Consider the following 21,443-nt stretch of genomic DNA (forward strand, 5'->3'; position numbering starts at 1 on the left):
AGCCTCATATTCGAAGGTTTGTTAAACGACGGCAACTTCTCTGAACATACCGGCTTCCATGTGATAAAGCAGATGGCAATGCCACGCCCATCGTCCAACTTCACCCGTCACATCGAAGCTAATCTTTTGCGCTGGCTGCACCACAATCGTATGTTTACGTACCTGAAAGTCTCCAGATGGGGTGCGCAAATCACTCCACATACCATGCAAATGCATCGGATGGTTCATCATGGTGTCATTGACTAAGGTGATGCGCACGCGCTCGTTAGGTTTAATATTAACAGGCGTTGCATCCTTAAACATCACACCATCTAACGCCCAAATATAGCGTTCCATATTGCCAGTCAGATGTAATTCGATCTCTCTAGTAGGCTTGCGCTGCTCTGCCAATACTTGCTCATCCACGGAGCGTAATTGGTCATAAGTTAAAACCTTTCTATCAATCTCACGCAGGTTAATACCGGGGTCATCGAGGTTCATACGTGGGCTGTCGACACGCATATCAGATTTAAAGTCATACTCGGTCTTGGCGTGCTTTGCTTTGTAGCCTTTATCACCCATCGCACCCATCATATCAGCCATGGTCAGCCACTCGATCTTATCCATAGCAGGTATTGCAGCACGAGCGCCTTTTTTGGTCGCAAGCGTGGTCGCGACATAGCCCGAACGATCGATGTTTTGGGCAAATATCGTATGTGCATCTTTGGTCGGCGTGACGATGACATCATAAGTCTCAGCCACCCCAATACGGAAATCATCAATCGCAACGGGCGCGACATCATTGCCATCCGTTGAGACGACGGTCATTTTCAGACCCGGTATACGCACATCGAATATCGTCTGTGCTGAGCCATTGATAAAGCGCAGTTTGACGGGCTGTCCCGCTTTCACTAGCTGTGTCCAATTGGCTGCGGTGGTTTTACCATTCATAAGGTAGGTAAAGGTTTTTTCACCAGACAGATCGGTGAAATCTGTCGGCATCATGCGCATCTTATTCCACATTTTGCGCTTGTCATAAGCGGCTTCTAGATCTGTTGCGGCAATATCAGACAGCAGCTTTTTAAAATCTGGCAAGTGGTAGTTATCAAAGTCAGCACGCTGCTTCAATAGCTTTAGCAAGTTATGCGGATCGCGGTGTGTCCAATCACTCAATAAAATCACGTGATCTTCGGCGACTGGATGGCGTTCGCGGCCTTTAGGCTCAATGACGATAGCGCCGCGCATTCCAGTTTGCTCTTGAAAGCCAGTATGGGAGTGATACCAATACGTACCCGATTGAATCAGTTTGAATTTATAGGTAAAGGTACTGTTCGCAGGAATACCATCAAAGCTGATACCTGGCACACCATCCATTTCAAATGGGACGAGCAAGCCATGCCAGTGAATAGAGGTCGACTCATTCATCTGGTTATGGACACGGATGGTCACGGTATCGCCTTCTTGCATCTTTAGCGTTGGCGCTGGCAGTGAGTCATTGATGAGGGTTGCCATACTCGACTTGCCATTGACAGTAACGGGCTTTTTGCTGACATACAGGTCAAACTCATTACCGGTTAGGATAGGTACGATATGGTCAGATTTATCACTGTTGACGGCTACGTTTTGTTGACCTTTACCGAGCGCACTATTGGCAATAGATGGCAGTGTGGATAGCATGGATGCCCCTAATAGAGTAGAGGACCCTGTCAAAAAACGCCTGCGGTTAAGCATATTCTTGTTCATAATTATTTACCTAACTTAATCCATGAAATGGGAGTTGAGTCTATATATTTATCAGTCAAGCTTATGTCTTCGACAGCCCATTAGTAGAGCTGGATAAGCTATTTAAACGTCACTCAAACTATAATTGCTGCTGCGGTGACTCAATGGTTGCATAAATGGCTGTTGAGCCATCTTTGTTAAGCTGCATCACTTTATACGGCATAAATTTATCTTGATATTCCATACCAGGGCTACCAACTGGCATCCCAGGTACGGCAAGACCGATCGCATCACTTGGTGGGTTTTTTAGGAACTGTGCCATATATTTGGCAGGGACATGACCTTCAAATACGTAGCCGTCAGTAGTGACAGCGGTATGACAAGAGCGCATCTGCTGCGGTACGCTGTAGCGCTCTTTAAACAAGGACAAATCTTCGACGTTCTGTGCGGTTGCATTTAGGCCATGACCTTCGGCATAACCGACCCATTCTTTACAGCAGCCACAATTGGCATCTTTATAAACGGTGACTGAGATATTTTTTAGGATAGTTGGCTGGGTGTCTGAATGAGCACTGACAGGCATTATTTCCGCTTTTGGTTGCTCTGTTTGCGCGGTTTGCGTAGCGGTAGTTGGCTCAGTCGCTGGTGTTGAGTCAGCAGCAGCGTTAGGTTGACTACAAGCCGCTAATAATAGTGAAGATGTCATCATCACTAAAAGAACACGACCAGATAACCGGTTGTGTTCACTAGAAAATATATTGGTATAGCGTCTCATAAAATCACTCCTGAGCATTTATCTGACGATCAAATTTATAAAAATTAAAGCCGTAACACTGACCAAAGTGGTATTGGTAAAGCTTAAAACTCAAATCGCAAAAGGCAGCACTCTTGAGTACTGCATTTCTTACGAATAATCAATGTTGCATGCCGGATCCATCACCAGACATATCCATCTCACCATCACCAGACATATCCATCTCACCATCAAATGACATGTCCAACATATCATCGTCTATCCTAGTCGTTAGCATGGTGTATTGATTTTCATCTAAGTCAGGTAACGATCTGATAAAAGCGACCATTGCCCACATTCTATCGTCATCGTGCGAAGCGCCCCATGCTGGCATACCTGATGCCATAATGCCGTGTTTAATGGCCCAAAAAGCTTGCTGAGCACCGGCATCGGTCTTATAGCGTTCAACCAAGTCAACATTGGTAAAACTTGGCGGCTTAGGATATAAACTGGCGCTAAAATCAGTGCTTTCTACCCCAGGAGACAAGTGACAACCTGCACACATATCTTTGTAATCGGCACCGCCCGAGCTGATCATTTCTGTCTTTTCTAAGTTGGGAACCGTAATGTCCTTACTAGCATTCGCTATTGAACGCGTGCGGGCAGTCTCTAAAAAATTGTAAACCAGTGGACTATGGGCTTGATCAGCGCCGATATTTATCATGCCACTCGTCACTACAATAAAAACACCCACAATCGCGACAAAGACGGTAAACAGTATTCCTAGTAAAAACTTCATAGGTTTGTCCTAAAAATCCATTTTTGTTAATATCCAATTACTGCTCGACAAAACCATCTAACAATAATATTGAATTTCTACGATCCACTTCTATAAGATCAATGCCTAAGAGTCACTTTTACTAGTAACACAGTGCTTTTGATACATCGCTTTCATTTTGCTCATGTTGGTCATCATGGCTTTCATAGCAGGATCGTTCATATCCATTTTGCTATGATCCATTTTTCCCATCATATCCATGTGTTTTTCCATCTTTTCACAGTTCATCTGATCTTTCTGCGCATGCATTTTTGGGTCGTGCGCCAAAGCTGACGTTGAAACAACTAAGGCTATAGCAGTGGCTACGATTGATTTAGATAGTGGCATTGATTTGAATAATGACATGGTAAATCCTTATTTGATTTGGTATAAAGTCAAAAAATCTTTGGGATGTTAAGTTATTTTAAAGCATACTTCATTGATTCTGACAGAGAGATGACAGCAAGATTACAATATTGTCATCTTGCTGTTTTTAGTTTTTAATGTTGCTTGTATTCATTTAATATTGAGGCAGCATTAGAATCACGATCACGTCCATACTTATCTACGAAATACTTTTCAGACTGTAAATGTTGATCTTTGTGTTCGATCTCACAAGCCACTCGTGCATCATTATAGCGCTTCATTTGCGTACTAGAAACTTGCGCATCGTTGTGATCCAAGTTTTTTGCAAAGTCAGTAACCGCATCACAGTTATTGATGACTGACGTACTTAGCTCGGTAGTGTGCGCATTAGCCGCAGTAATACCAATAAGTACAGAAGCCGATAGCAGTACTGCTTTTTTGAATGAACCATATGTTTTCATGTAAAACCTCTTTTGTAAGTTGTTAGATATTTAAGTTGTTAGATATTTGAATTGATTACCTGTGAAAATAATTCATAGTCGCTAGGTATGAACAACTATGTTTCATTCATACAGATTAGCAAATGAAGACTGACAATCTGATTACGAACAGATGACATCTTTGTCAGCTAGCAGTCAATTTTGTCATCTGTGTGGGTTAAAACGTTAAATAATTATAATCGTACTGAGGAATTACCATGAAAGTACTGCTGGTAGAAGATGAGTTGAAGCTTGGCGAGTACATAAAAAAAGGCTTAACGGAAGCTGGGTTTATTGTGGATCATCACATAACAGGTTTAGATGGCTATCACGCATTGATGACGGAAGAGTTTAGCGTGATACTGATGGATGTCATGCTACCTGATGTTAGTGGCTTTGAGCTGGTGCGCAATTACCGAGCGGCAGGTAAGCGTACTCCCGTGCTGTTTTTAACGGCAAAAGATGACTTAAGTGACAAAATAAAAGGGATTGAAATTGGGGGCGATGATTATTTAACCAAGCCTTTTGCGTTTGCAGAATTGATCGTTAGAATCAAAAGCTTATTACGACGTGCCAATCAATCCGATTATCAAAGTACGATTATGCAAATAGCGGATCTTAAAATGGACATTGCCAAGCGCACTGTGCATAGAAAAGACAAGGCTATTAAGCTCACGGCAAAAGAGTTCTCATTATTACAGTTTTTATTAGAGCGCCGAGGTGAGGTGCTACCTCGCTCAGTCATTGCTTCTCAAGTATGGGATATGAATTTTGAAAATGATACCAATGTGATTGATGTGGCGATAAGGCGTCTTCGCATAAAAATAGATGATGAGCATGAGGCAAAGCTGATTCATACTGTGCGCGGTATGGGCTACCGATTGGAGGCGCTAGCTACTGAAGTCCAAAGTGGTGCGGACGGAGACTATTCTAAATAGCATGAACTATAAACTCAAAAATCGGCGCTGGTCATTGCTATGGCGAACTATTTTCTTATTGACAGTCTTCGTTATCATCTCTCAGGTCATCATCTATGCGTGGGTGCAGCGCTCTGTGAGTGGACACTTTGAGCAAATGGACTCAGAGATTATCACCCATGCGGCTTTTAACCTGCGCAAACGCATGATTGATGTTAACGATCACATAGAACCATTCACAGTGTCAAAGTCCCAATCACTCATTAATGACAATCACTTGCATTCCTCTTGGCTAGATTATGATTTAAAAACCTTAGTAGCAGATAAAAAAGGCAAATTATTATCCAGTGACCCTAGTAATTTCATTCATAATTTACCGCCCGATTTTAGCTTGTTATCACTATGGCAGGATCATCACGATCAGCAGTTTATGATCAAGATAAATAATAGGCATTACCGAGCAATTATTATTCCAAATCAAGAGGTTTTGGCGTTTATTGCATTACCTATCGATGTGCATCATCAATATCTTATCCAGTTCAATCGCCAGCTGAGCTTGATACTTACTGCCATCACCTTATTATTAGTTTCAGTAGCGGCATTAAGTGTTTATTGGGGTTTTGCTCCTCTGGCCACTATCGTACAAAAAATGAAAGGCATAAACCTCCAAAGGTTAGACGAAAGAGTTGGGGTTGACGATATGCCGTTAGAACTGCGGCCACTAGCAGAGTCTTATAATTCGATGATGGTCAAGCTTGAAAGCAACTTTGAATCTTTGTCACGATTTTCAGACAATATCGCTCATGAGCTACGTACGCCAATAGCGACGCTTAGTACACAAACGCAGGTCATGTTAACTAAGCCAAGAGCTGGCGATGAATACATTGAGCAGCTACATCATCAGCATGATACGTTAGAGCAGCTGTCGGCTATGATAAACAATATGTTGCTACTGGCAAAAACTCAGAAAGGATTAAGTGACTCGCAAATCAGTCACGTGGATACAGTCAGCTTAATTACAAAGCTCGTTGATTACTATGAAATGATTGCAGAAGATCGAGGGATAATTTTTGAGAAATCGGGTAATTTCGAAAGAGTATTAGGTGATGAAGGCTTATTGCAACGGCTGTTTGCCAACCTGATGTCAAATGCCATTTATTACGCAGCTAGTGATAGTACTATCATGATATCCGCTACCGTCTTCACCTCAACCACCTCAATTAATGTAGCAGAAGACGAGGTTCGGCCCTCACAGCAGCCATGGTTAAGACTAACGATAACCAATCGTTTAGACAAACCGTTAGATCAGAGTCAAGCCGATAAATTATTCGAGCGATTTTATCGTCATGATAGAACTAGCCATAAGTATGCAGGTACAGGGTTGGGATTGTCTATCGTGCAGGCTATCGCTAATGCACATAAAGGTACGGTTGGTATCACTATCAAAGATGAGTATTTTTTTGAGGTTACTGTAGGATTATTGATGGCTTAACAAGGTAAATCAAAAGAAGATAAACTCAAAACGTTGTTGTCAAAAACTCAATATCAGAGTATTTGCAAGTGTAGTCCAGAACCGTTTCTTCAACGCATTCGAAAAATCGTTAAGATCTAAACTACGGCTGAAATACCTGACTATTTTTTCGAAATTATAGCAGCCCATTTCTACAGTAATTTCTTCCAATATTACTTTGATGAGTTAATAATTCGCTTAATCAGTAATTTCTGAAAAAGTTAAGTATAAAATACGTACATTAATACTATAAAAAATGATTTAATTATATACTTAACTAGTGACCAAAATTGATATCAATGTTGCTATAAAATACTTTAAAATACGCTAAACGTCATGGCATAAAATCCTTCCTATCCCTTTATTTATAATGTATAGTAGGTTTATATACATCAAAGTCATTTAACGAAATATGGTGGTTCCAGCCTCCGAAGCCGAGGGTCGTGGGTTCGATTCCCGCCGAGCGCACCAATTATCGTATTTACCTTTCCTTAGCATGACATCCACTATCTGCTACAGATAAGTACATAGCAAGGTAATACTTCTAAGTGCTGGCGTTGCTGTGTCCATATACTTTATACAAGCCTACTCTGCCTCTTGCAAATTGGCAGTCAGTTGAGCACGGCTGGGTACACGGTGATAGTTAATCACTGGCATATCTCCTAGACGGCGCTGACTTGCAGCAACCTTCTTATCAATAGTAATCATCGCAACCTTTTTACCTTGTTTGCTAATAAGCAAATGATTCACCTTACGGGCAACGTTGTAATCAGGGAAATACTGCTTTAATAATGCGGATGTCTTGTGCAAGGCATCATTAGATGTTGTTTTTTTTGACTGGTTACCACTCTTTTTGCTTGTCTTTACTCCGCGGGACTTTGCAATAAACCATAAGATTGCAATGACCGCAAACAGTATGACAAGCCACCAAATTCCGTCTATCATAAGAAAAAATATCCATTATTAGCAAGGGTTGGCTCATGTTAGCAGAATTATCACCAGCGTTAATAGCAGAAGTAAAACGTGCAGCAAAACTGTTGGCAGCACAATCACGTATCTGTATCTTGACTGGGGCTGGCATCTCAGCAGAGAGCGGTATCCCTACGTTTCGAGATAAACAAACTGGACTGTGGGAAAACTACGGTGTCGAAGACTTAGCCACACCTGAAGCCTTTATGCGTGATCCAGAGCTAGTATGGTCATGGTATCAGTGGCGCAGACAGATAGTCGCAGACAAAGTACCTAACCCAGCACATCATGCGCTGGCCCAGTGGCAGTATCATGCACAAACCTCCGATCAGCAAGTGACCCTTATCACCCAAAATGTCGATGATTTGCATGAGCAAGCAGGCAGTACGCTCACTCACTTACACGGTCATATATGGCGCAATCGTTGTGGACAGTGTGAGATACCCTACCAAGATCAATTAAGAGCATCATACGATGGCCAAGATACTGTAAGTTTTGAAGATGAGCTGATTACTTGTCCACATTGCAACGGCTATATTAGACCAGATATTGTATGGTTCGGAGAGGCGTTGCCCGCGCAGGCGTGGGAGACTGCAGAAAAGGCAGCTGCCAAATGTGATGTGTTCATCAGTATCGGTACCTCAAGCTTAGTCTACCCTGCTGCTGGGTTATCACAGTTAGCCAAACAAAACGGCGCGCAACTCATTGAGATAAACCCCGATCCAACACCCAATACCATAGTCGATATCACATTAGCAGAAAAGGCTGGCATCATATTGCCGTTACTTATAGAAGAGATTACGTCTTTATAATAGCTACTACTGGTCAGTAGTATCGCAAGATAGACAATAAAAAAGGTTTAACGATTTATATAAACCGTTAAACCTTCTCAACTAAAAAGTCTGGAACGCCTAATTCAGCGCTAGATCAACTTTCGCTAAGTAGGCTTCTTTTAGCTCATCACTGATGAACGCAGATCTAAAAGAGTTCTTTACCAGTTTGACAATATCTTCTTCTGTTATCGGTAGATTCTCGTGTAGATTGATAAAGTTCTGATTTACGTAGCCTTTGAAATACGCAGGATCATCTGAGTTGACACTGATATTGAGACCATAGTCTAAGAGTTCTTTGATATTGTGCTCTTTGTAAGTATCAAACACTCTCAATTCGATGTTTGAGTTTGGGCAAACGGTCAGCGGCATTTGCTCATCTTTGAGCCTTTGCATCAGCTCTGGGCTCTTTATAGACTGTACACCATGATCGATTCTGTTGATATTTAGCAGATCAAGTGCTTCGTAAATATATGAAAAATCTGCTTCTTCGCCTGCATGCGCTACCAGTTTAAAGCCTTCCTCTTTGGCTTTTTTGAAGACTTCTTTGAACTTCGATGGTGGGTTACCCAATTCTGAAGAGTCAAGACCAACCCCGATGATGTCATCTTTATAATCTAGTGCTTGCTCTAGGGTCTCAAATGCTTCTTCTTGCGATAAATGGCGCAAGAAACACATGATGATGCAAGAAGTGATGCCATACTTTTCTTTAGCGTCTGCCAATGCGTCTTTGATACCTGTGATTACCGCATCAAATGGCACGCCGCGCTCTGTATGTGTCTGCGGATCAAAAAATATCTCTGTATGAACGACATTGTCTTCGACACACTTCAAAATATATTCCCACGTCAAATCATAGAAATCGTCTTTGGTAAGTAATACATTTGCACCCGCATAGTAGATATCCAAAAAGGTTTGCAAATTGGTGAAGTTGTAAGCGTTGCGTACGTCTTCTATATCTTTGTAAGGAATCTCCACATTGTTCTTTTTGGCCAGTCTGAACATCAGCTCAGGCTCCAATGACCCTTCAATATGTAGGTGTAGCTCAGCTTTTGGTAGTTTCTTTATTAATTCAATCATAGTATTCCAATAATGGTGTTATCGAGACGTGCTTGTCATCAATGCTATATATTCTTGTACTGTATTCCAACCGTACATATATCAGGCATTATTTATCGCTAGAGGCTCTATTTTAGCATCAAAATCATATCGCCTAAAACAAAACACTTTGCTTATACCCTTTGCTCATATAAATCAAGCAGTCACTCTATTTATAGAGCCAACTACTACGTGTAAAGCCTACAAGTCACTGCTATTTTAAAAATACTACGGTATCAGACAGCTCATTGCCTGCTGGGTCATGTTCGAGCTGATAATACTGACGCAGTAGCTGTCCTACCTCATCGAGTAAGTCAGCCAAACTCTCTTCTGTTTTTTGACTGGCAATACCTGATACTGCCTTTTCGCACATGGCACGCCAGACAGTCGGACTGACGTGAGCACTAATACCGCGGTCAGCGACAATCTCTAGCTGATGCTCACAGATATTGACGTAAATTAGAACGCCTGTGTTTTCTTCAGTATCCCAAACTCGATACTCACTGAATAAATCAATCGCACGCTCTCGGCAATCCATGTGATAGGCATCTTGAATAGGCAAATGGTTTTCTACAATCAAAAAAACCTCACCGCGGTGTCCGAGCTCAGCTTGTGTCACTGCTTCTGTGAGACGTGCCCGAGCTGCTGCTGTTAGCCACTTACTGTGTAGTAAAGGGACAAACAAGACCTGACGCCACCAGCGAGCAAAGCTGGATGTTGAGCTAGAAGTTGAAACGGAGTTTGTAGCGTGGTTTTCTGCCATTATATTATTTCCTCAAATACATCGTTCTAATGGTTGTTTTGGTCTATTACGTAGAACTTGATGGACACTTACCACGAGCCACCAGCGCCGCCGCCGCCAAAACCACCACCGCCGCCGCCGAAGCCGCCACCACCAAAACCACCGCCACCAAAGCCGCCACCACTTCCACCGCCCATACCAGGCAAGAAGATCATGCCACCTCTGCGTCCACCTTTACCGCCGCCGCCTTTACCACCACCGCCGCCACGCGAAATCAAGAACATCCATATAAATATCGCCATGATCAGCGTCATAAAAAAGCCGCCGCCTAATGCCAACGAACCAGCAAAAAATCCACCTGCCGTGACAATCGAGCCAAATACTCGGCCTAGGATATTGGTGATAAAGCTACCAAATATCATCGCCATGATAAATAAGAAAATAGGAGATGGCATCTCCTCTGAACTTTGCTGAGCGCTACGCTCTGCAGCTTGTGCATCAGCACGTGCCAGCACTTCAGGATCAGCGCTCAGACGTGTTTTGAGCGCATCCACACCTGCCAGTATCCCACCACCATAGTTGTTCTGTTTAAATAGTGGTGTGATATCTTCTCTAATAATACGGTTGACTGCCGCGTCTGGGAGCACACCCTCCAGTCCATAACCAGTTAGGATATACATATCACGATCGTTGACTGCGACGACGATGAGCAAGCCATCATCGATAGCGTCATCACCCAGCTCCCATTTCTCTGCAACCTGCAAAGCATAATCAAATATAGGTAAGCCATTGGTCGTCGGTACGATGACAACTGCTGCTTGAGCCAGCCCTTGCTGATAGATATTTCTCAGCTGCGCCTCTAAGCGCTGTTTTTCTTGTGGGTTTAGGATATTGGCCTGATCGACAACTGGCTCATTGAGTATGAGTTTATCGGCATCGACGCTCTGGGCGCTTGAGGTTATTGGTGGTTGGGCTTGCGCCTCAGCTATTGCCTCATCATTCGCCGCGCTTGGATTGATCGCATCATTACCTAAGACCGCACCGTTAATGGCATCATTGTTCAATACTGCATCATTGATGGCTTCGTTGGACTCTCCTGCTTTTGCAATGGCTACCAGATCTTCAACGCTACGGTTTTGTAGATTTGAGTTATTATCTGTCGCAGCAGCACTGCCAACATCATCACCTGGTGCAGCATGTAGCACTGATGTTCCACCGATGCTCAGTGTAAACAATAATGCTGATAAGATTGCTTTTGAATTATTCATCTAATCTATACCACCTCAAATGACATTTTTACAGATTGACAGACATTAGCTAGGCGTCATTACGTCATCAGCTAAATAAATAGAGCGGCATACACCGCTCTATTCTGTATATTTTTAACCAGTACTACTCTGCTGCTGCAGAATCTCCAAAATCGACACTGGGTGCGGTCGAGATAGCTTCCTCATTAGCAACACTAAAGTTTGGCTTGGTATCCATGCCAAATACTTTTGCCGTGATATTGGTTGGGAACTGGCGCACCGTTGTATTGTAACCTTGCACTTCTTGGATGTAGCGATTACGAGATACAGCAATGCGGTTTTCTGTACCCTCTAACTGCGCCTGCAGATCTTGGAACAACGCATCTGATTTTAGTTCAGGATATCGCTCAGATACTGCCATTAAACGTGACAGCGCCCCAGTCATTTGCTCTTGCGCCGCAGCGTAACGCTCCATTGCTTCTGGATCGTTCAGTACTTCAGGTGTCACAGTAATACCGCCAGCACGTGAGCGAGCTTCAGCTACTTGGGTGAAGACCTCTTGCTCTTGCTCAGCATACTGCTGTACAACCTTGACTAAGTTTGGCACCAAATCACTGCGACGCTGATATTGGTTGACCACTTCTGACCACGACGCTGTTACTTGTTCATCTTGCGCCTGTAAGTTGTTATAACCACAACCGCTTAGACCAACCGTAGAGGTTGTCAATAGTGCTGCTAGCAACATCGGCTTCATAATTGATTTGCGCGTCATCTTTGTTTCTCCTAATAATGATAAATAACAAATATCTAATAACCCATTTTTAATAATTTTTGCGTATATGTCCCAATAATCATCGAGCAGTCACATATGTTTTGTATTTTGTATCGAGGCGACTGTTTATAAGCAGTCAAAATACAATATGCGCAAAACTCGCTATTCTTATCGACAATATTATCGGCAGCCACATCGATAACTTCCATATATCGATAGCTTCTATATATTGGTAATCCGCTAACAATGTCGATAGCTTACAGGATGTCATGATAATAATGGCGCTATCGCAAAGCTTTTACAATTGACCGTTACCAAAACACAACCACGTACGTCACCAGTTATCTGATTTCGCGACTGTACATAGATTGGTAGGTTAGTAAACTGGTTCAAATAGACGAAAAGTTGTATGTATACAAACAATTATTTATATCTAAACCAAAACTTGCTAATGTATCTGTCAAATAAAATTCGAATATATCTGCTCTCTACAAAGAAATTTCTAGTAATTAGCATAAAAATATGGCAAATTGCAGTTACGTAGCCGTACGGTTTGAATACATTTGGTAGTGGACTTATAGTTTGATACGTATTAGCGAGTTGGTAGCTGAGACATAAAAACGTCAACCAGCCACCAAATCTTTTCTAATGCTATCAATTCGCCATATCAGCAGTGTAGTCAATCGTAATGGCTCATAGCAAATTGAATACCATCGTCATGACGAGTATTTAATTATATAACCGCCTGTTTTATCCGCGGGTTAACTGATGACTCATCTCATTAATAGCGTGATGATAGGACACCGCACGAATTGATGCTGTATAACATTTACAAACGCAGCTGATATTAATGCTATCGACGATAAGTACTCTGCACATGGTTTTATTGTCGATAAGCCAAGCGGATAAATACAGACAACTACAGTCCATTTTTGGTGGCTAAGCACGTATGAGACTTAACTAATAAAGATATGAGTCAATGCAGATAATTTAACTGCTTAACTTAGATAAGTAAGTTAACCAGTTAATTTACTCCTAGCATACAGAGCCACCTCAAGACAGTACTAGGAATATATATATGGAAGGTTTAGTTAACTTAGTAAATGGAATTATCTGGAGCCCAGCACTGATCTATCTGTGTTTGGGTGCTGGTCTATTCTATTCCATCATGACGCGCTTCGTTCAGGTGCGTCTATTCGGTGAAATGATCAAACTCCTATTCACTGGTAAATCTAGTGCACAAGGTATTTCATCATTTCAGGCACTAGCCGTTTCCCTCGCAGGACGTGTGGGTATGGGTAACATCGCTGGGGTAGCTGCTGCTATCGGCTTCGGTGGCCCAGGTGCTGTATTCTGGATGTGGGTTGTGGCCTTCTTAGGCGCATCTACTGCCTACGTCGAGTCTACCCTTGCACAGATTTATAAAGAAAAAGATGTGGTAACTGGCGAATATCGCGGTGGCCCTGCTTATTACTTTGAGCGTGCCCTTGGTCAAAAGTGGTACGGCATCCTCTTTGCAATCTCTTCTATATTAGCTTGTGGTATGTTCTTACCTGGTGTACAGGCGAACGGTGTTATCAGTGCGTTTGCACAGGTAATGGGCGAAGGTACGATCATGAACGTTGGTGGCCTAGAAGTCGGCTCTATGCGTTTAGTGGCACTAGCTATTATCTTAGTCGTACTAGGTATCATCATCTTTGGTGGTATTAAGCGTATTGCAACCTTTACCGAGTACGCCGTACCTTTCATGGCACTTGGCTATATCGTTCTAGCGTTGATCATCATGTTCGCTAACTTCAGCATGATCCCACAAGTATTTGGTATGATTGTTGGTGATGCGTTCACTGCACAAGCAGGTTTTGGTGCAGCGATTGGTTGGGGCGTAAAACGTGGTATCTACTCTAACGAAGCGGGTCAAGGTACAGGTCCTCACGCTGCTGCTGCTGCTGAAGTTGAGCATCCATCACAGCAGGGTCTGGTTCAGGCATTCTCAGTATATGTTGATACACTGTTAGTATGTTCTGCTACTGCCTTTATGATCCTAACGATGGGTACATACAACATCCAAGGTACGCTACCTGATGGTCAGTTCATCGTTCAAAACGTTGCAGCGACTACTGAAATCAACGCACCTGCCTTTACGCAAATGGCAATGGAATCAGTATACGGCTCATTCGGTGATACCTTTATCGCTGTCGCTGTATTCTTCTTTGCCTTTACAACGATTTTGGCTTACTACTACATCGCTGAAGTAAACGTCACTTACTTGACTCGCTTTATCGGTCGCGGCGCGCACAAAACAGGTCTATTCTTGGTTAAGATCTTGATCATGGCGATGGTTGCTTATGGTGGTCTAAACTCAGCTGGTTACATCTGGGCAATTGGTGATATCGGTGTTGGTCTTATGGCTTGGCTCAACATTGTTGGTATTTTGGTTATCTTTATTGTGGCACGTCCAACCCTTACCATGCTTAAAGACTACGAAGCACAGCGTAAAGCTGGCGTAAAACGCTATAGTTTTGATCCTGCTAAATTCGGTATCAAGAATGCACCTTATTGGGAAGAGCGTCATCTAGAAGAGCAAAAAAGAATGAATGCAGATCCACTACGCAAATAACATATACGTAGATAATACGCATAGTATGTTTTAGAGTAGGTACTGCTCACTCTAATAAAAAGCCCGAGGCAATGGTCTCGGGCTTTTTTGTTGTCTTATTTTCGTACATACCGTTGTAACGACTATTGCAGTAGGTTTAGATAAGTTTAAACCTTAACCGTATGCAAACTTTACTCTGATAGTAGCCTTGTCTGATAAAACGTTTCTTAATAATAATTGCTTGCAGTAGCCCAACGAGTAGCCTACTCTTTTATGCTTATATCAGAAAAACTGCTCATCTTTTGCTAGAGTGACAGCAACGCCAAGTATATTTCTGGTATGTGCTCTTGTCATCTAAACACTCAAAGCACTTTCGTAACTTTTTTATTATCAGATTGCGCTCTAGATGTTTGAGACGTGACGACTATTTCCTTATCTTGCAGGTTCATTATCTTATAAGTACAAAAAAGCCTAGCACTATGGCTAGGCTTTCTCTGTAAAATCAGTTCTATGGTTCAACGTTATCAAATGTGAATCATAAGACTAACCTACATTACAGAATAGTTTACTCAGGCATCAACACTGCATCGATAGTATGTACTACGCCGTTTGTCGCCATGATGTCTGTACCAGTGATGTTTGCTGTACCACCAGTAGCATCGGTAATCACGTTATCTTCACTGATAGTGATGGTTTTACCGTTCGCTGTTTCAATATCAGTACCATAAGGGATATCAGCAGCTTGAACTTCCATTGCTACGACATGGTAAGGAAGTACTGTTTTTAATAGGTCTGTATTGGCCAACAACTCTTCTTTGGTCACACCTAGTTTTTCTAGTACAGGAGCAAATGCATCATCAGTTGGTGCAAATACAGTGTACTTAGTGTCTTCCATTAGCATGCTGTCAAGACCAGCTGCTTGTAGCGCGGCTGTTAGGATAGTTAAGTTTTCGTTACCTGCTGCTAGCTCTGCGATGGTTTGCGTCGCTTCCATATCCATATCGTCTGCCATTGGCTCTGCTTCAACCATTGGGTCAGTCTCTACAACAGGATCCATGGCCACTTCTTCAGTGGTAACTTCAGGCTCAACTGGCTCAGCAACGGTTTCGGTGTCATTACAGGCTGCTAGTGACATGGCTGCTGTAACGACTGCGATAGATAATAAGTTCTTCTTTAACATGGTTATTTCCTTTTATATAATTGGGTGCGTCATTTATTTAACGATGTGTTGTTTTCAATAAATATAACAGTGACTGATATATTGTAAGTATGACCAATCAATCAGTCATAATGTTATGTCCGCTATATCAATAACTACAATTCTAACGATTTAATTTTTAATTGATACTTACTTAAGTAGTGGCACTGTATCAATCACGTATACAGCATTATCAACTTGTATATTAGTTATTGCGATATTTGAAATACAATCGCGTTTTTAACTGTAAATACTCACAAGATATATCTGTCTGACTAGCTAAACGATGGTTATCAATTCTTTCCTAAACTTCTTCTTAAATTTTAAAACAGCTACTACTCGATGATAAGTTCATCAAATAGTAGCTGTTTACTCAAGCTTTGCTATAAAATTTGAGTATTTTTACTGAGTCTTATTTAGGTAGTAATACTCTATCGATGACATGTACAACACCATTAGTGGCTGCGATGTCTGTTTTTACGATATTGGCAGTACGACCGTTTTCATCCATTAATTTACCTTGGTTGGTAACCATCAATGTATCTTTGCTTGCAGTCATGACGTTGCCTGGCTTGACGTCTTTGGCATACATTGCCATATCGCTGCTGACTACGTGGTATCCTAAAACTTTCGTTAACAATGGCTTATTGGCGAATAACTGCGCTTTGGTCATGCCTGTTTCTTGCAATGCTTGCATGAATGCAGCGTTAGTTGGTGCAAATACAGTATAGTCCGCGTTAGGGTCAGACAGCATACCTGTTAAGCCTGCTGCTTGTACCGCTTCTACTAATACTGAAAAATCAGAATTGCCCTGGGCAACCTGTACAACATTCATTTTCGCCATGTTTTGGCTGTGCATTGGTGCTTTCATGTCTGCGCTTTGCGCTGGCATCATATTATTACAGGCACTTAGACCAGCAACAGAAATGGCTAGTGTACCGATAGTAGCAAGTTTGGTTAATTTCATAACATTATCCTTAATGATTGAGTATTTGTTAGCTATAGTTTTACAGGTCACATTCGCTTCTTATACAAGCTGCTTGTTTTATATAGTAACTTGAACTGATACCTCACATTAATATGAGAATACCTGTCTGAGCTACTTAAGCAGTGATTTTTACTTATAAGCAAAACTTACGAAGACCTTATCTTTCTGAAATCAAATTAACATTTATAAGACAACTATCAACCTGCCTTTGCGCAACTTTTTGTAGTACAGGTGTAAACTCTGTCGCACTTGTAAGAACAACCGTTGACTTTCATTTGCAAAACCAAAGCTTTATGTAATCTCTAAGCGAAATGATATTCATTTGTTCTTATTTTCTATACGACATAGAATCGATATCATGCTGTAAGCAGTGCCACAGCCAAACTGCTTGTCTATCACAAAAGTAGAATAGGCAGTATCCACGTGGGGGATATGTTTCATGCTAGAATAATGCGAATTTGCCTACCCCTCTTTATTAGATTTTTTACTCTATTTATTTGTTATTCCTTCCTTTTATAATATTGACGATATAAGCAGCGCTACTATGACTCAAACGATGACTTCACAGACTTCTTCTCACTCTGACATTACTTCTAGCTCGTCATCTGTTGATGACTTTATTCTGACACCGCCTGCTGTCTTTCCTTATAAAGAGCAGCAGCTGACGGCACGCGCCCGTATCATCGAGCAAATGACGTCACGAATTCTGCTGCTAGATGGCGCGATGGGTACGCAGATTCAGACCTACAAGCTAGAAGAGTCTGACTATCGTGGTGAGCGCTTCGCTGATATCGACCAAGACGTACGGGGCAATAACGATCTGCTGGTGTTGACTCAGCCGCACATGATTAAAGACATTCATCATGATCATCTGTTAGCTGGTGCGGATATTATCGAGACCAATACCTTTAACGGTACGCGCCTGTCGATGGCTGACTATGACATGCAGTACTTGGTGCCTGAGCTGAACAAAACAGCAGCCAAGATTGCGCGCGCAGCGGCTGATGAGTTTACCGCCAAGACGCCTGAGAAACCGCGTTTTGTCGCTGGTGTGGTCGGTCCGACCTCACGTACGTGCTCGCTATCGCCTGATGTCAACGACCCTGCATTTCGTAATATTACTTTTGATGAATTGGTGCTTAATTACCGTGAAGCAACTTTATGCCTGATAGAAGGTGGCGTCGATCTTATTTTGATTGAGACAATCTTTGATACGCTAAATGCCAAAGCGGCGATATTTGCGATCACAGGTGTGTTTGAAGATATTGGCTTTGAGCTACCAATCATGATTTCAGGTACGATCACCGATGCCTCAGGTCGTACGCTATCTGGTCAAACGGCGGAAGCATTCTACAACTCGATTCGCCATGCCAAGCCACTATCCGTTGGCTTTAACTGTGCGCTTGGTGCTGATGCGCTGCGCCCACATATCCAAACACTATCAAACATCGCTGATACCTATGTCTCTGCGCATCCAAACGCGGGTCTACCCAATGAGTTTGGTGAGTATGACGAAACAGCAGAAGAAACTGCTGCGCTGCTAGAAGGCTTTGCCAAAGCAGGTATCTTAAACATCGTGGGCGGCTGCTGTGGTACGACGCCTGAGCATATCCGTCAAATCGCTAAAGTCGTGGCAAACTATCCACCACGCATCATTCCAGAGATTGCGCCTGCCTGCCGCTTATCGGGGCTAGAGCCTTTTACCATCAATGCTGATAGCTTATTCGTCAACGTCGGTGAGCGTACCAACGTCACAGGCTCCAAAAAATTCCTGCGTTTGATTAAGACCGAAGCCTATCTTGAGGCACTCGATGTCGCGCGCGATCAGGTTGAAGGCGGCGCGCAAATCGTCGATATCAATATGGACGAAGGCATGCTCGACTCCAAGCAGGCGATGATTCACTTCGTCAACCTCGTATCAGGCGAACCAGATATCAGCCGTGTGCCGCTTATGATTGACTCCTCTAAATGGGACATCATCGAAGAAGGCCTCAAGCGTACGCAAGGCAAATCTGTCGTCAACTCCATCTCGCTAAAAGAAGGTCACGCTGAGTTCGTTGAGCGCGCCAAATTGTGTATGCGTTATGGGGCAGCCGTTATCGTCATGGCGTTCGATGAAGACGGACAAGCTGACACCTACGAGCGCAAGATTGAGATATCGAAGCGTAGCTATGATGTGCTGGTCAATGAAGTAGGATTCCCTTCTGAGGACATTATTTTTGACCCTAATATCTTTGCCGTCGCCACGGGTATCACCGAGCACAATAACTACGGTGCTGACTTTATTAATGCCACGCGCTGGATCACGGAAAACCTACCAAATGCGATGGTTTCGGGCGGGGTGTCCAACGTTTCGTTTAGTTTCCGTGGTAACCCGATTCGTGAAGCGATTAACTCTGTGTTCCTATTTCATGCGATCAAAAACGGTCTGACCATGGGTATCGTCAACCCAGCCATGCTGGAGCTGTACGATGATATTCCAAAAGAAGCGCGTGATGCCATCGAAGACGTCATGCTCAACCGCAACCAAGGCGAAACTGGTCAAGATGCGACTGAACGTCTAATGACCGTCGCTGAGAACTACCAAGATGGCGGCAAGAAAAAAGACAGCACCGTCGATATGAGCTGGCGTGAGGGCACAGTAGAAGAGCGCATCGCTCATGCTCTCGTTAAAGGGGTGACCACCTTTATCGAAGAAGATACCAAAGAAGCCTGGGAGAAATACCCCAAACCGTTAGAGGTCATAGAAGGGCCACTCATGGACGGCATGAATATCGTCGGTGATTTATTCGGTGCGGGTAAAATGTTCTTACCGCAAGTCGTCAAATCTGCCCGCGTGATGAAGCAGTCCGTCGCATGGCTAAACCCATATATCGAAGCGGAAAAAGTCGAAGGCGAAGTCAAAGGTAAAATCCTAATGGCAACCGTCAAAGGCGACGTCCATGATATCGGCAAAAATATCGTCGGCGTGGTTCTTGGCTGTAACGGTTACGACATCGTCGATCTGGGCGTGATGGTACCGTGCGAAACCATCCTCGATACGGCTATTAAAGAAAAAGTTGATATCATCGGTCTGTCAGGTCTGATCACCCCAAGTCTCGATGAAATGGTCTATGTCGCCAAGCAAATGCAAGAGCGCGGTATGACCCTGCCGCTAATGATCGGCGGCGCAACGACATCGAAAGCGCATACGGCCGTCAAGGTCGAGCCGCAATATCAAAACGATGCGGTCATCTATGTCTCAGATGCCTCACGCTCAGTCGGTGTGGTGACCAAGCTGCTATCAAAAGAGCACCGTACTGCCCTTATCGATGAGACCCGCGAAGAGTATATCAAAGTACGTGAGCGTCTGGCTAAGCGTCAACCAAAAGCCGCCAAAGTCACCTATGCTGAATCGGTCAAGATTGGCTTTCAGTATGATTGGGAAACCTATGTGCCACCAGTGCCAAATAAGTTAGGACAAGTGATATTGGATGACTATCCAATCACTAACCTACTGCCCTATATCGACTGGACACCGTTCTTTATCTCTTGGGGTCTGACGGGCAAATATCCCAAAATCTTGCAAGATGATGTGGTGGGTGAAGCGGCGCGAGATCTGTTTGAAAATGCAGAAGAGCTGCTACAAAAAATGATTGAAGAAAAATCAATCGTCGCAAAAGGCGTGTTTAAACTCATGCCGGCCCGCCGTACTGACTCGGATACCGTCACCGTCTATGACAATACGCCTGCTGATGGCGGCAAACCGACCTATCAGTTCGAACACTTACGTCAGCAGAGCGACAAAGCCAGTAGCAAGCCAAACTTTAGCTTGGCAGACTTTATCTCGCCATCAGAGACGCATACCGATCACTTGGGCGGCTTTACCGTCTCTATCGTCGGTACAGAAGCACTGGCTGAGCACTATAAAGCGGCAGGTGATGACTATAATGCCATCATGGTACAGGCGCTATCTGACCGCCTCGCAGAAGCCTTTGCCGAGCATCTGCATGAGCTGATCCGCAAAGACTACTGGGGCTATCAGCCGACTGAATCTCTCACCAATGATGAGATGATCAAAGAAAAATATGTCGGCATCCGCCCTGCCCCTGGCTACCCTGCTTGCCCTGAGCACACCGAAAAAGGTAAGTTGTTTGACTGGCTCGGCACGGTAGAGGCAATCGGTACGACACTAACTGAAAGCTACGCGATGTGGCCTGCGTCATCGGTCAGCGGATTCTATTACTCGCATCCTGATAGTGAGTACTTCAATGTCGGTAAGATCAGTCGTGACCAGTTAGAGAGTTATGCTGAGCGTAAAGGCTGGGATATAAAAACGGCTGAAAAGTGGTTAAATCCGAATTTGTAGATTTTTAAAACTCAGTTAACACTTAAATAATTTGTGATAATTTTTTGGCTTACTCATTTAATGTGGGTAAGCCATTTTTTATGGCGCATCCTTTATTTACTATCAGCGAACTTATCGCTACGTTCATAGCAA

General features: G+C 43.2%; 17 protein-coding genes. 5 read left to right on the top strand and 12 right to left on the bottom strand.

Annotation, left to right across the window (positions count from 1 at the left end; genetic code table 11):
• Positions 1–21: 21 nt before the first annotated feature.
• From AC5JPO_RS06185 to AC5JPO_RS06205, 5 genes are all read right to left on the bottom strand, one after another.
• Positions 22–1,722, bottom strand: coding sequence for a copper resistance system multicopper oxidase (locus AC5JPO_RS06185; protein ID WP_493853540.1), 1,701 nt, complete (start codon positions 1,720–1,722; stop codon positions 22–24).
• A gap of 118 nt (positions 1,723–1,840) precedes the next feature.
• Positions 1,841–2,476, bottom strand: a complete 636-nt coding sequence (locus AC5JPO_RS06190; protein ID WP_371532718.1) for a DUF411 domain-containing protein — start codon at positions 2,474–2,476, stop codon at positions 1,841–1,843.
• A gap of 139 nt (positions 2,477–2,615) precedes the next feature.
• A complete protein-coding gene (locus AC5JPO_RS06195) occupies positions 2,616–3,233 on the bottom strand; it encodes a c-type cytochrome (protein WP_240216053.1) in 618 nt (205 codons plus the stop codon).
• A 105-nt stretch (positions 3,234–3,338) separates the two neighbouring features.
• Positions 3,339–3,617, bottom strand: a complete 279-nt coding sequence (locus AC5JPO_RS06200) for a hypothetical protein (protein ID WP_201588556.1) — start codon at positions 3,615–3,617, stop codon at positions 3,339–3,341.
• A gap of 134 nt (positions 3,618–3,751) precedes the next feature.
• Positions 3,752–4,078 (bottom strand): hypothetical protein, encoded by a 327-nt coding sequence (locus AC5JPO_RS06205; protein ID WP_189585232.1) that lies wholly within the window; start codon positions 4,076–4,078, stop codon positions 3,752–3,754.
• 236 nt (positions 4,079–4,314) lie between these two features.
• On the opposite strand from AC5JPO_RS06205, the gene AC5JPO_RS06210 reads away from it, so the two are divergent.
• Positions 4,315–5,034 (top strand): heavy metal response regulator transcription factor, encoded by a 720-nt coding sequence (locus tag AC5JPO_RS06210; protein WP_413190034.1) that lies wholly within the window; start codon positions 4,315–4,317, stop codon positions 5,032–5,034.
• Between the two features lies 1 nt (position 5,035).
• A complete protein-coding gene (locus tag AC5JPO_RS06215; RefSeq protein WP_443527192.1) occupies positions 5,036–6,505 on the top strand; it encodes an ATP-binding protein in 1,470 nt (489 codons plus the stop codon).
• 603 nt (positions 6,506–7,108) lie between these two features.
• Here the strand turns inward: AC5JPO_RS06215 and AC5JPO_RS06220 are convergent.
• Entirely contained in the window at positions 7,109–7,468 is a 360-nt protein-coding gene (locus AC5JPO_RS06220) for a hypothetical protein (RefSeq protein WP_493853541.1), read from the bottom strand.
• 35 nt (positions 7,469–7,503) lie between these two features.
• Here AC5JPO_RS06220 and AC5JPO_RS06225 point away from each other — a divergent pair, with 35 nt between their 5' ends.
• Positions 7,504–8,304: an NAD-dependent deacylase gene (locus AC5JPO_RS06225; protein ID WP_493853542.1), complete on the top strand. Its 801-nt coding sequence runs from the start codon at positions 7,504–7,506 to the stop codon at positions 8,302–8,304.
• Between the two features lie 99 nt (positions 8,305–8,403).
• On the opposite strand, the gene AC5JPO_RS06230 is transcribed toward AC5JPO_RS06225, so the two are convergent.
• From AC5JPO_RS06230 to AC5JPO_RS06245, 4 genes are all read right to left on the bottom strand, one after another.
• Positions 8,404–9,402 (bottom strand): adenosine deaminase, encoded by a 999-nt coding sequence (locus AC5JPO_RS06230; protein WP_493853543.1) that lies wholly within the window; start codon positions 9,400–9,402, stop codon positions 8,404–8,406.
• Positions 9,403–9,634: 232 nt separating this feature from the next.
• Complete coding sequence (locus AC5JPO_RS06235) at positions 9,635–10,183, bottom strand: TPM domain-containing protein (protein ID WP_493853544.1); 549 nt, start codon at positions 10,181–10,183, stop codon at positions 9,635–9,637.
• 68 nt (positions 10,184–10,251) lie between these two features.
• On the bottom strand, positions 10,252–11,430 hold the full coding sequence (locus tag AC5JPO_RS06240; RefSeq protein ID WP_493853545.1) for a TPM domain-containing protein: 1,179 nt from the start codon (positions 11,428–11,430) through the stop codon (positions 10,252–10,254).
• Between the two features lie 124 nt (positions 11,431–11,554).
• Entirely contained in the window at positions 11,555–12,181 is a 627-nt protein-coding gene (locus AC5JPO_RS06245; RefSeq protein ID WP_443527198.1) for a LemA family protein, read from the bottom strand.
• A gap of 1,078 nt (positions 12,182–13,259) precedes the next feature.
• Between AC5JPO_RS06245 and AC5JPO_RS06250 the strand changes: the two genes are divergently transcribed.
• Complete coding sequence (locus tag AC5JPO_RS06250; protein ID WP_319051746.1) at positions 13,260–14,798, top strand: alanine/glycine:cation symporter family protein; 1,539 nt, start codon at positions 13,260–13,262, stop codon at positions 14,796–14,798.
• Positions 14,799–15,342: 544 nt separating this feature from the next.
• Here AC5JPO_RS06250 and AC5JPO_RS06255 read toward each other — a convergent pair.
• Positions 15,343–15,957, bottom strand: a complete 615-nt coding sequence (locus tag AC5JPO_RS06255) for a fasciclin domain-containing protein (protein ID WP_493853546.1) — start codon at positions 15,955–15,957, stop codon at positions 15,343–15,345.
• 430 nt (positions 15,958–16,387) lie between these two features.
• Entirely contained in the window at positions 16,388–16,942 is a 555-nt protein-coding gene (locus AC5JPO_RS06260; protein ID WP_493853547.1) for a fasciclin domain-containing protein, read from the bottom strand.
• A 565-nt stretch (positions 16,943–17,507) separates the two neighbouring features.
• Here AC5JPO_RS06260 and metH point away from each other — a divergent pair.
• Positions 17,508–21,311 (top strand): methionine synthase, encoded by a 3,804-nt coding sequence (gene metH, locus AC5JPO_RS06265; RefSeq protein ID WP_493853548.1) that lies wholly within the window; start codon positions 17,508–17,510, stop codon positions 21,309–21,311.
• The last annotated feature ends 132 nt before the right edge of the window (positions 21,312–21,443 follow it).

It is taken from the genome of Psychrobacter sp. H25, assembly GCF_059076335.1.

Excerpts from the sequence above, each read along its gene's own strand:
- AC5JPO_RS06185 (WP_493853540.1), bottom strand. The coding sequence starts at position 1,722 with ATGAACAAGAATATGCTTAACCGCAGGCGTTTTTTGACAGGGTCCTCT.
- AC5JPO_RS06190 (WP_371532718.1), bottom strand. The coding sequence starts at position 2,476 with ATGAGACGCTATACCAATATATTTTCTAGTGAACACAACCGGTTATCT.
- AC5JPO_RS06195 (WP_240216053.1), bottom strand. The coding sequence starts at position 3,233 with ATGAAGTTTTTACTAGGAATACTGTTTACCGTCTTTGTCGCGATTGTG.
- AC5JPO_RS06200 (WP_201588556.1), bottom strand. The coding sequence starts at position 3,617 with ATGTCATTATTCAAATCAATGCCACTATCTAAATCAATCGTAGCCACT.
- AC5JPO_RS06205 (WP_189585232.1), bottom strand. The coding sequence starts at position 4,078 with ATGAAAACATATGGTTCATTCAAAAAAGCAGTACTGCTATCGGCTTCT.
- AC5JPO_RS06210 (WP_413190034.1), top strand. The coding sequence starts at position 4,315 with ATGAAAGTACTGCTGGTAGAAGATGAGTTGAAGCTTGGCGAGTACATA.
- AC5JPO_RS06215 (WP_443527192.1), top strand. The coding sequence starts at position 5,036 with ATGAACTATAAACTCAAAAATCGGCGCTGGTCATTGCTATGGCGAACT.
- AC5JPO_RS06220 (WP_493853541.1), bottom strand. The coding sequence starts at position 7,468 with ATGATAGACGGAATTTGGTGGCTTGTCATACTGTTTGCGGTCATTGCA.
- AC5JPO_RS06225 (WP_493853542.1), top strand. The coding sequence starts at position 7,504 with ATGTTAGCAGAATTATCACCAGCGTTAATAGCAGAAGTAAAACGTGCA.
- AC5JPO_RS06230 (WP_493853543.1), bottom strand. The coding sequence starts at position 9,402 with ATGATTGAATTAATAAAGAAACTACCAAAAGCTGAGCTACACCTACAT.
- AC5JPO_RS06235 (WP_493853544.1), bottom strand. The coding sequence starts at position 10,183 with ATGGCAGAAAACCACGCTACAAACTCCGTTTCAACTTCTAGCTCAACA.
- AC5JPO_RS06240 (WP_493853545.1), bottom strand. The coding sequence starts at position 11,430 with ATGAATAATTCAAAAGCAATCTTATCAGCATTATTGTTTACACTGAGC.
- AC5JPO_RS06245 (WP_443527198.1), bottom strand. The coding sequence starts at position 12,181 with ATGACGCGCAAATCAATTATGAAGCCGATGTTGCTAGCAGCACTATTG.
- AC5JPO_RS06250 (WP_319051746.1), top strand. The coding sequence starts at position 13,260 with ATGGAAGGTTTAGTTAACTTAGTAAATGGAATTATCTGGAGCCCAGCA.
- AC5JPO_RS06255 (WP_493853546.1), bottom strand. The coding sequence starts at position 15,957 with ATGTTAAAGAAGAACTTATTATCTATCGCAGTCGTTACAGCAGCCATG.
- AC5JPO_RS06260 (WP_493853547.1), bottom strand. The coding sequence starts at position 16,942 with ATGAAATTAACCAAACTTGCTACTATCGGTACACTAGCCATTTCTGTT.
- metH (WP_493853548.1), top strand. The coding sequence starts at position 17,508 with ATGACTCAAACGATGACTTCACAGACTTCTTCTCACTCTGACATTACT.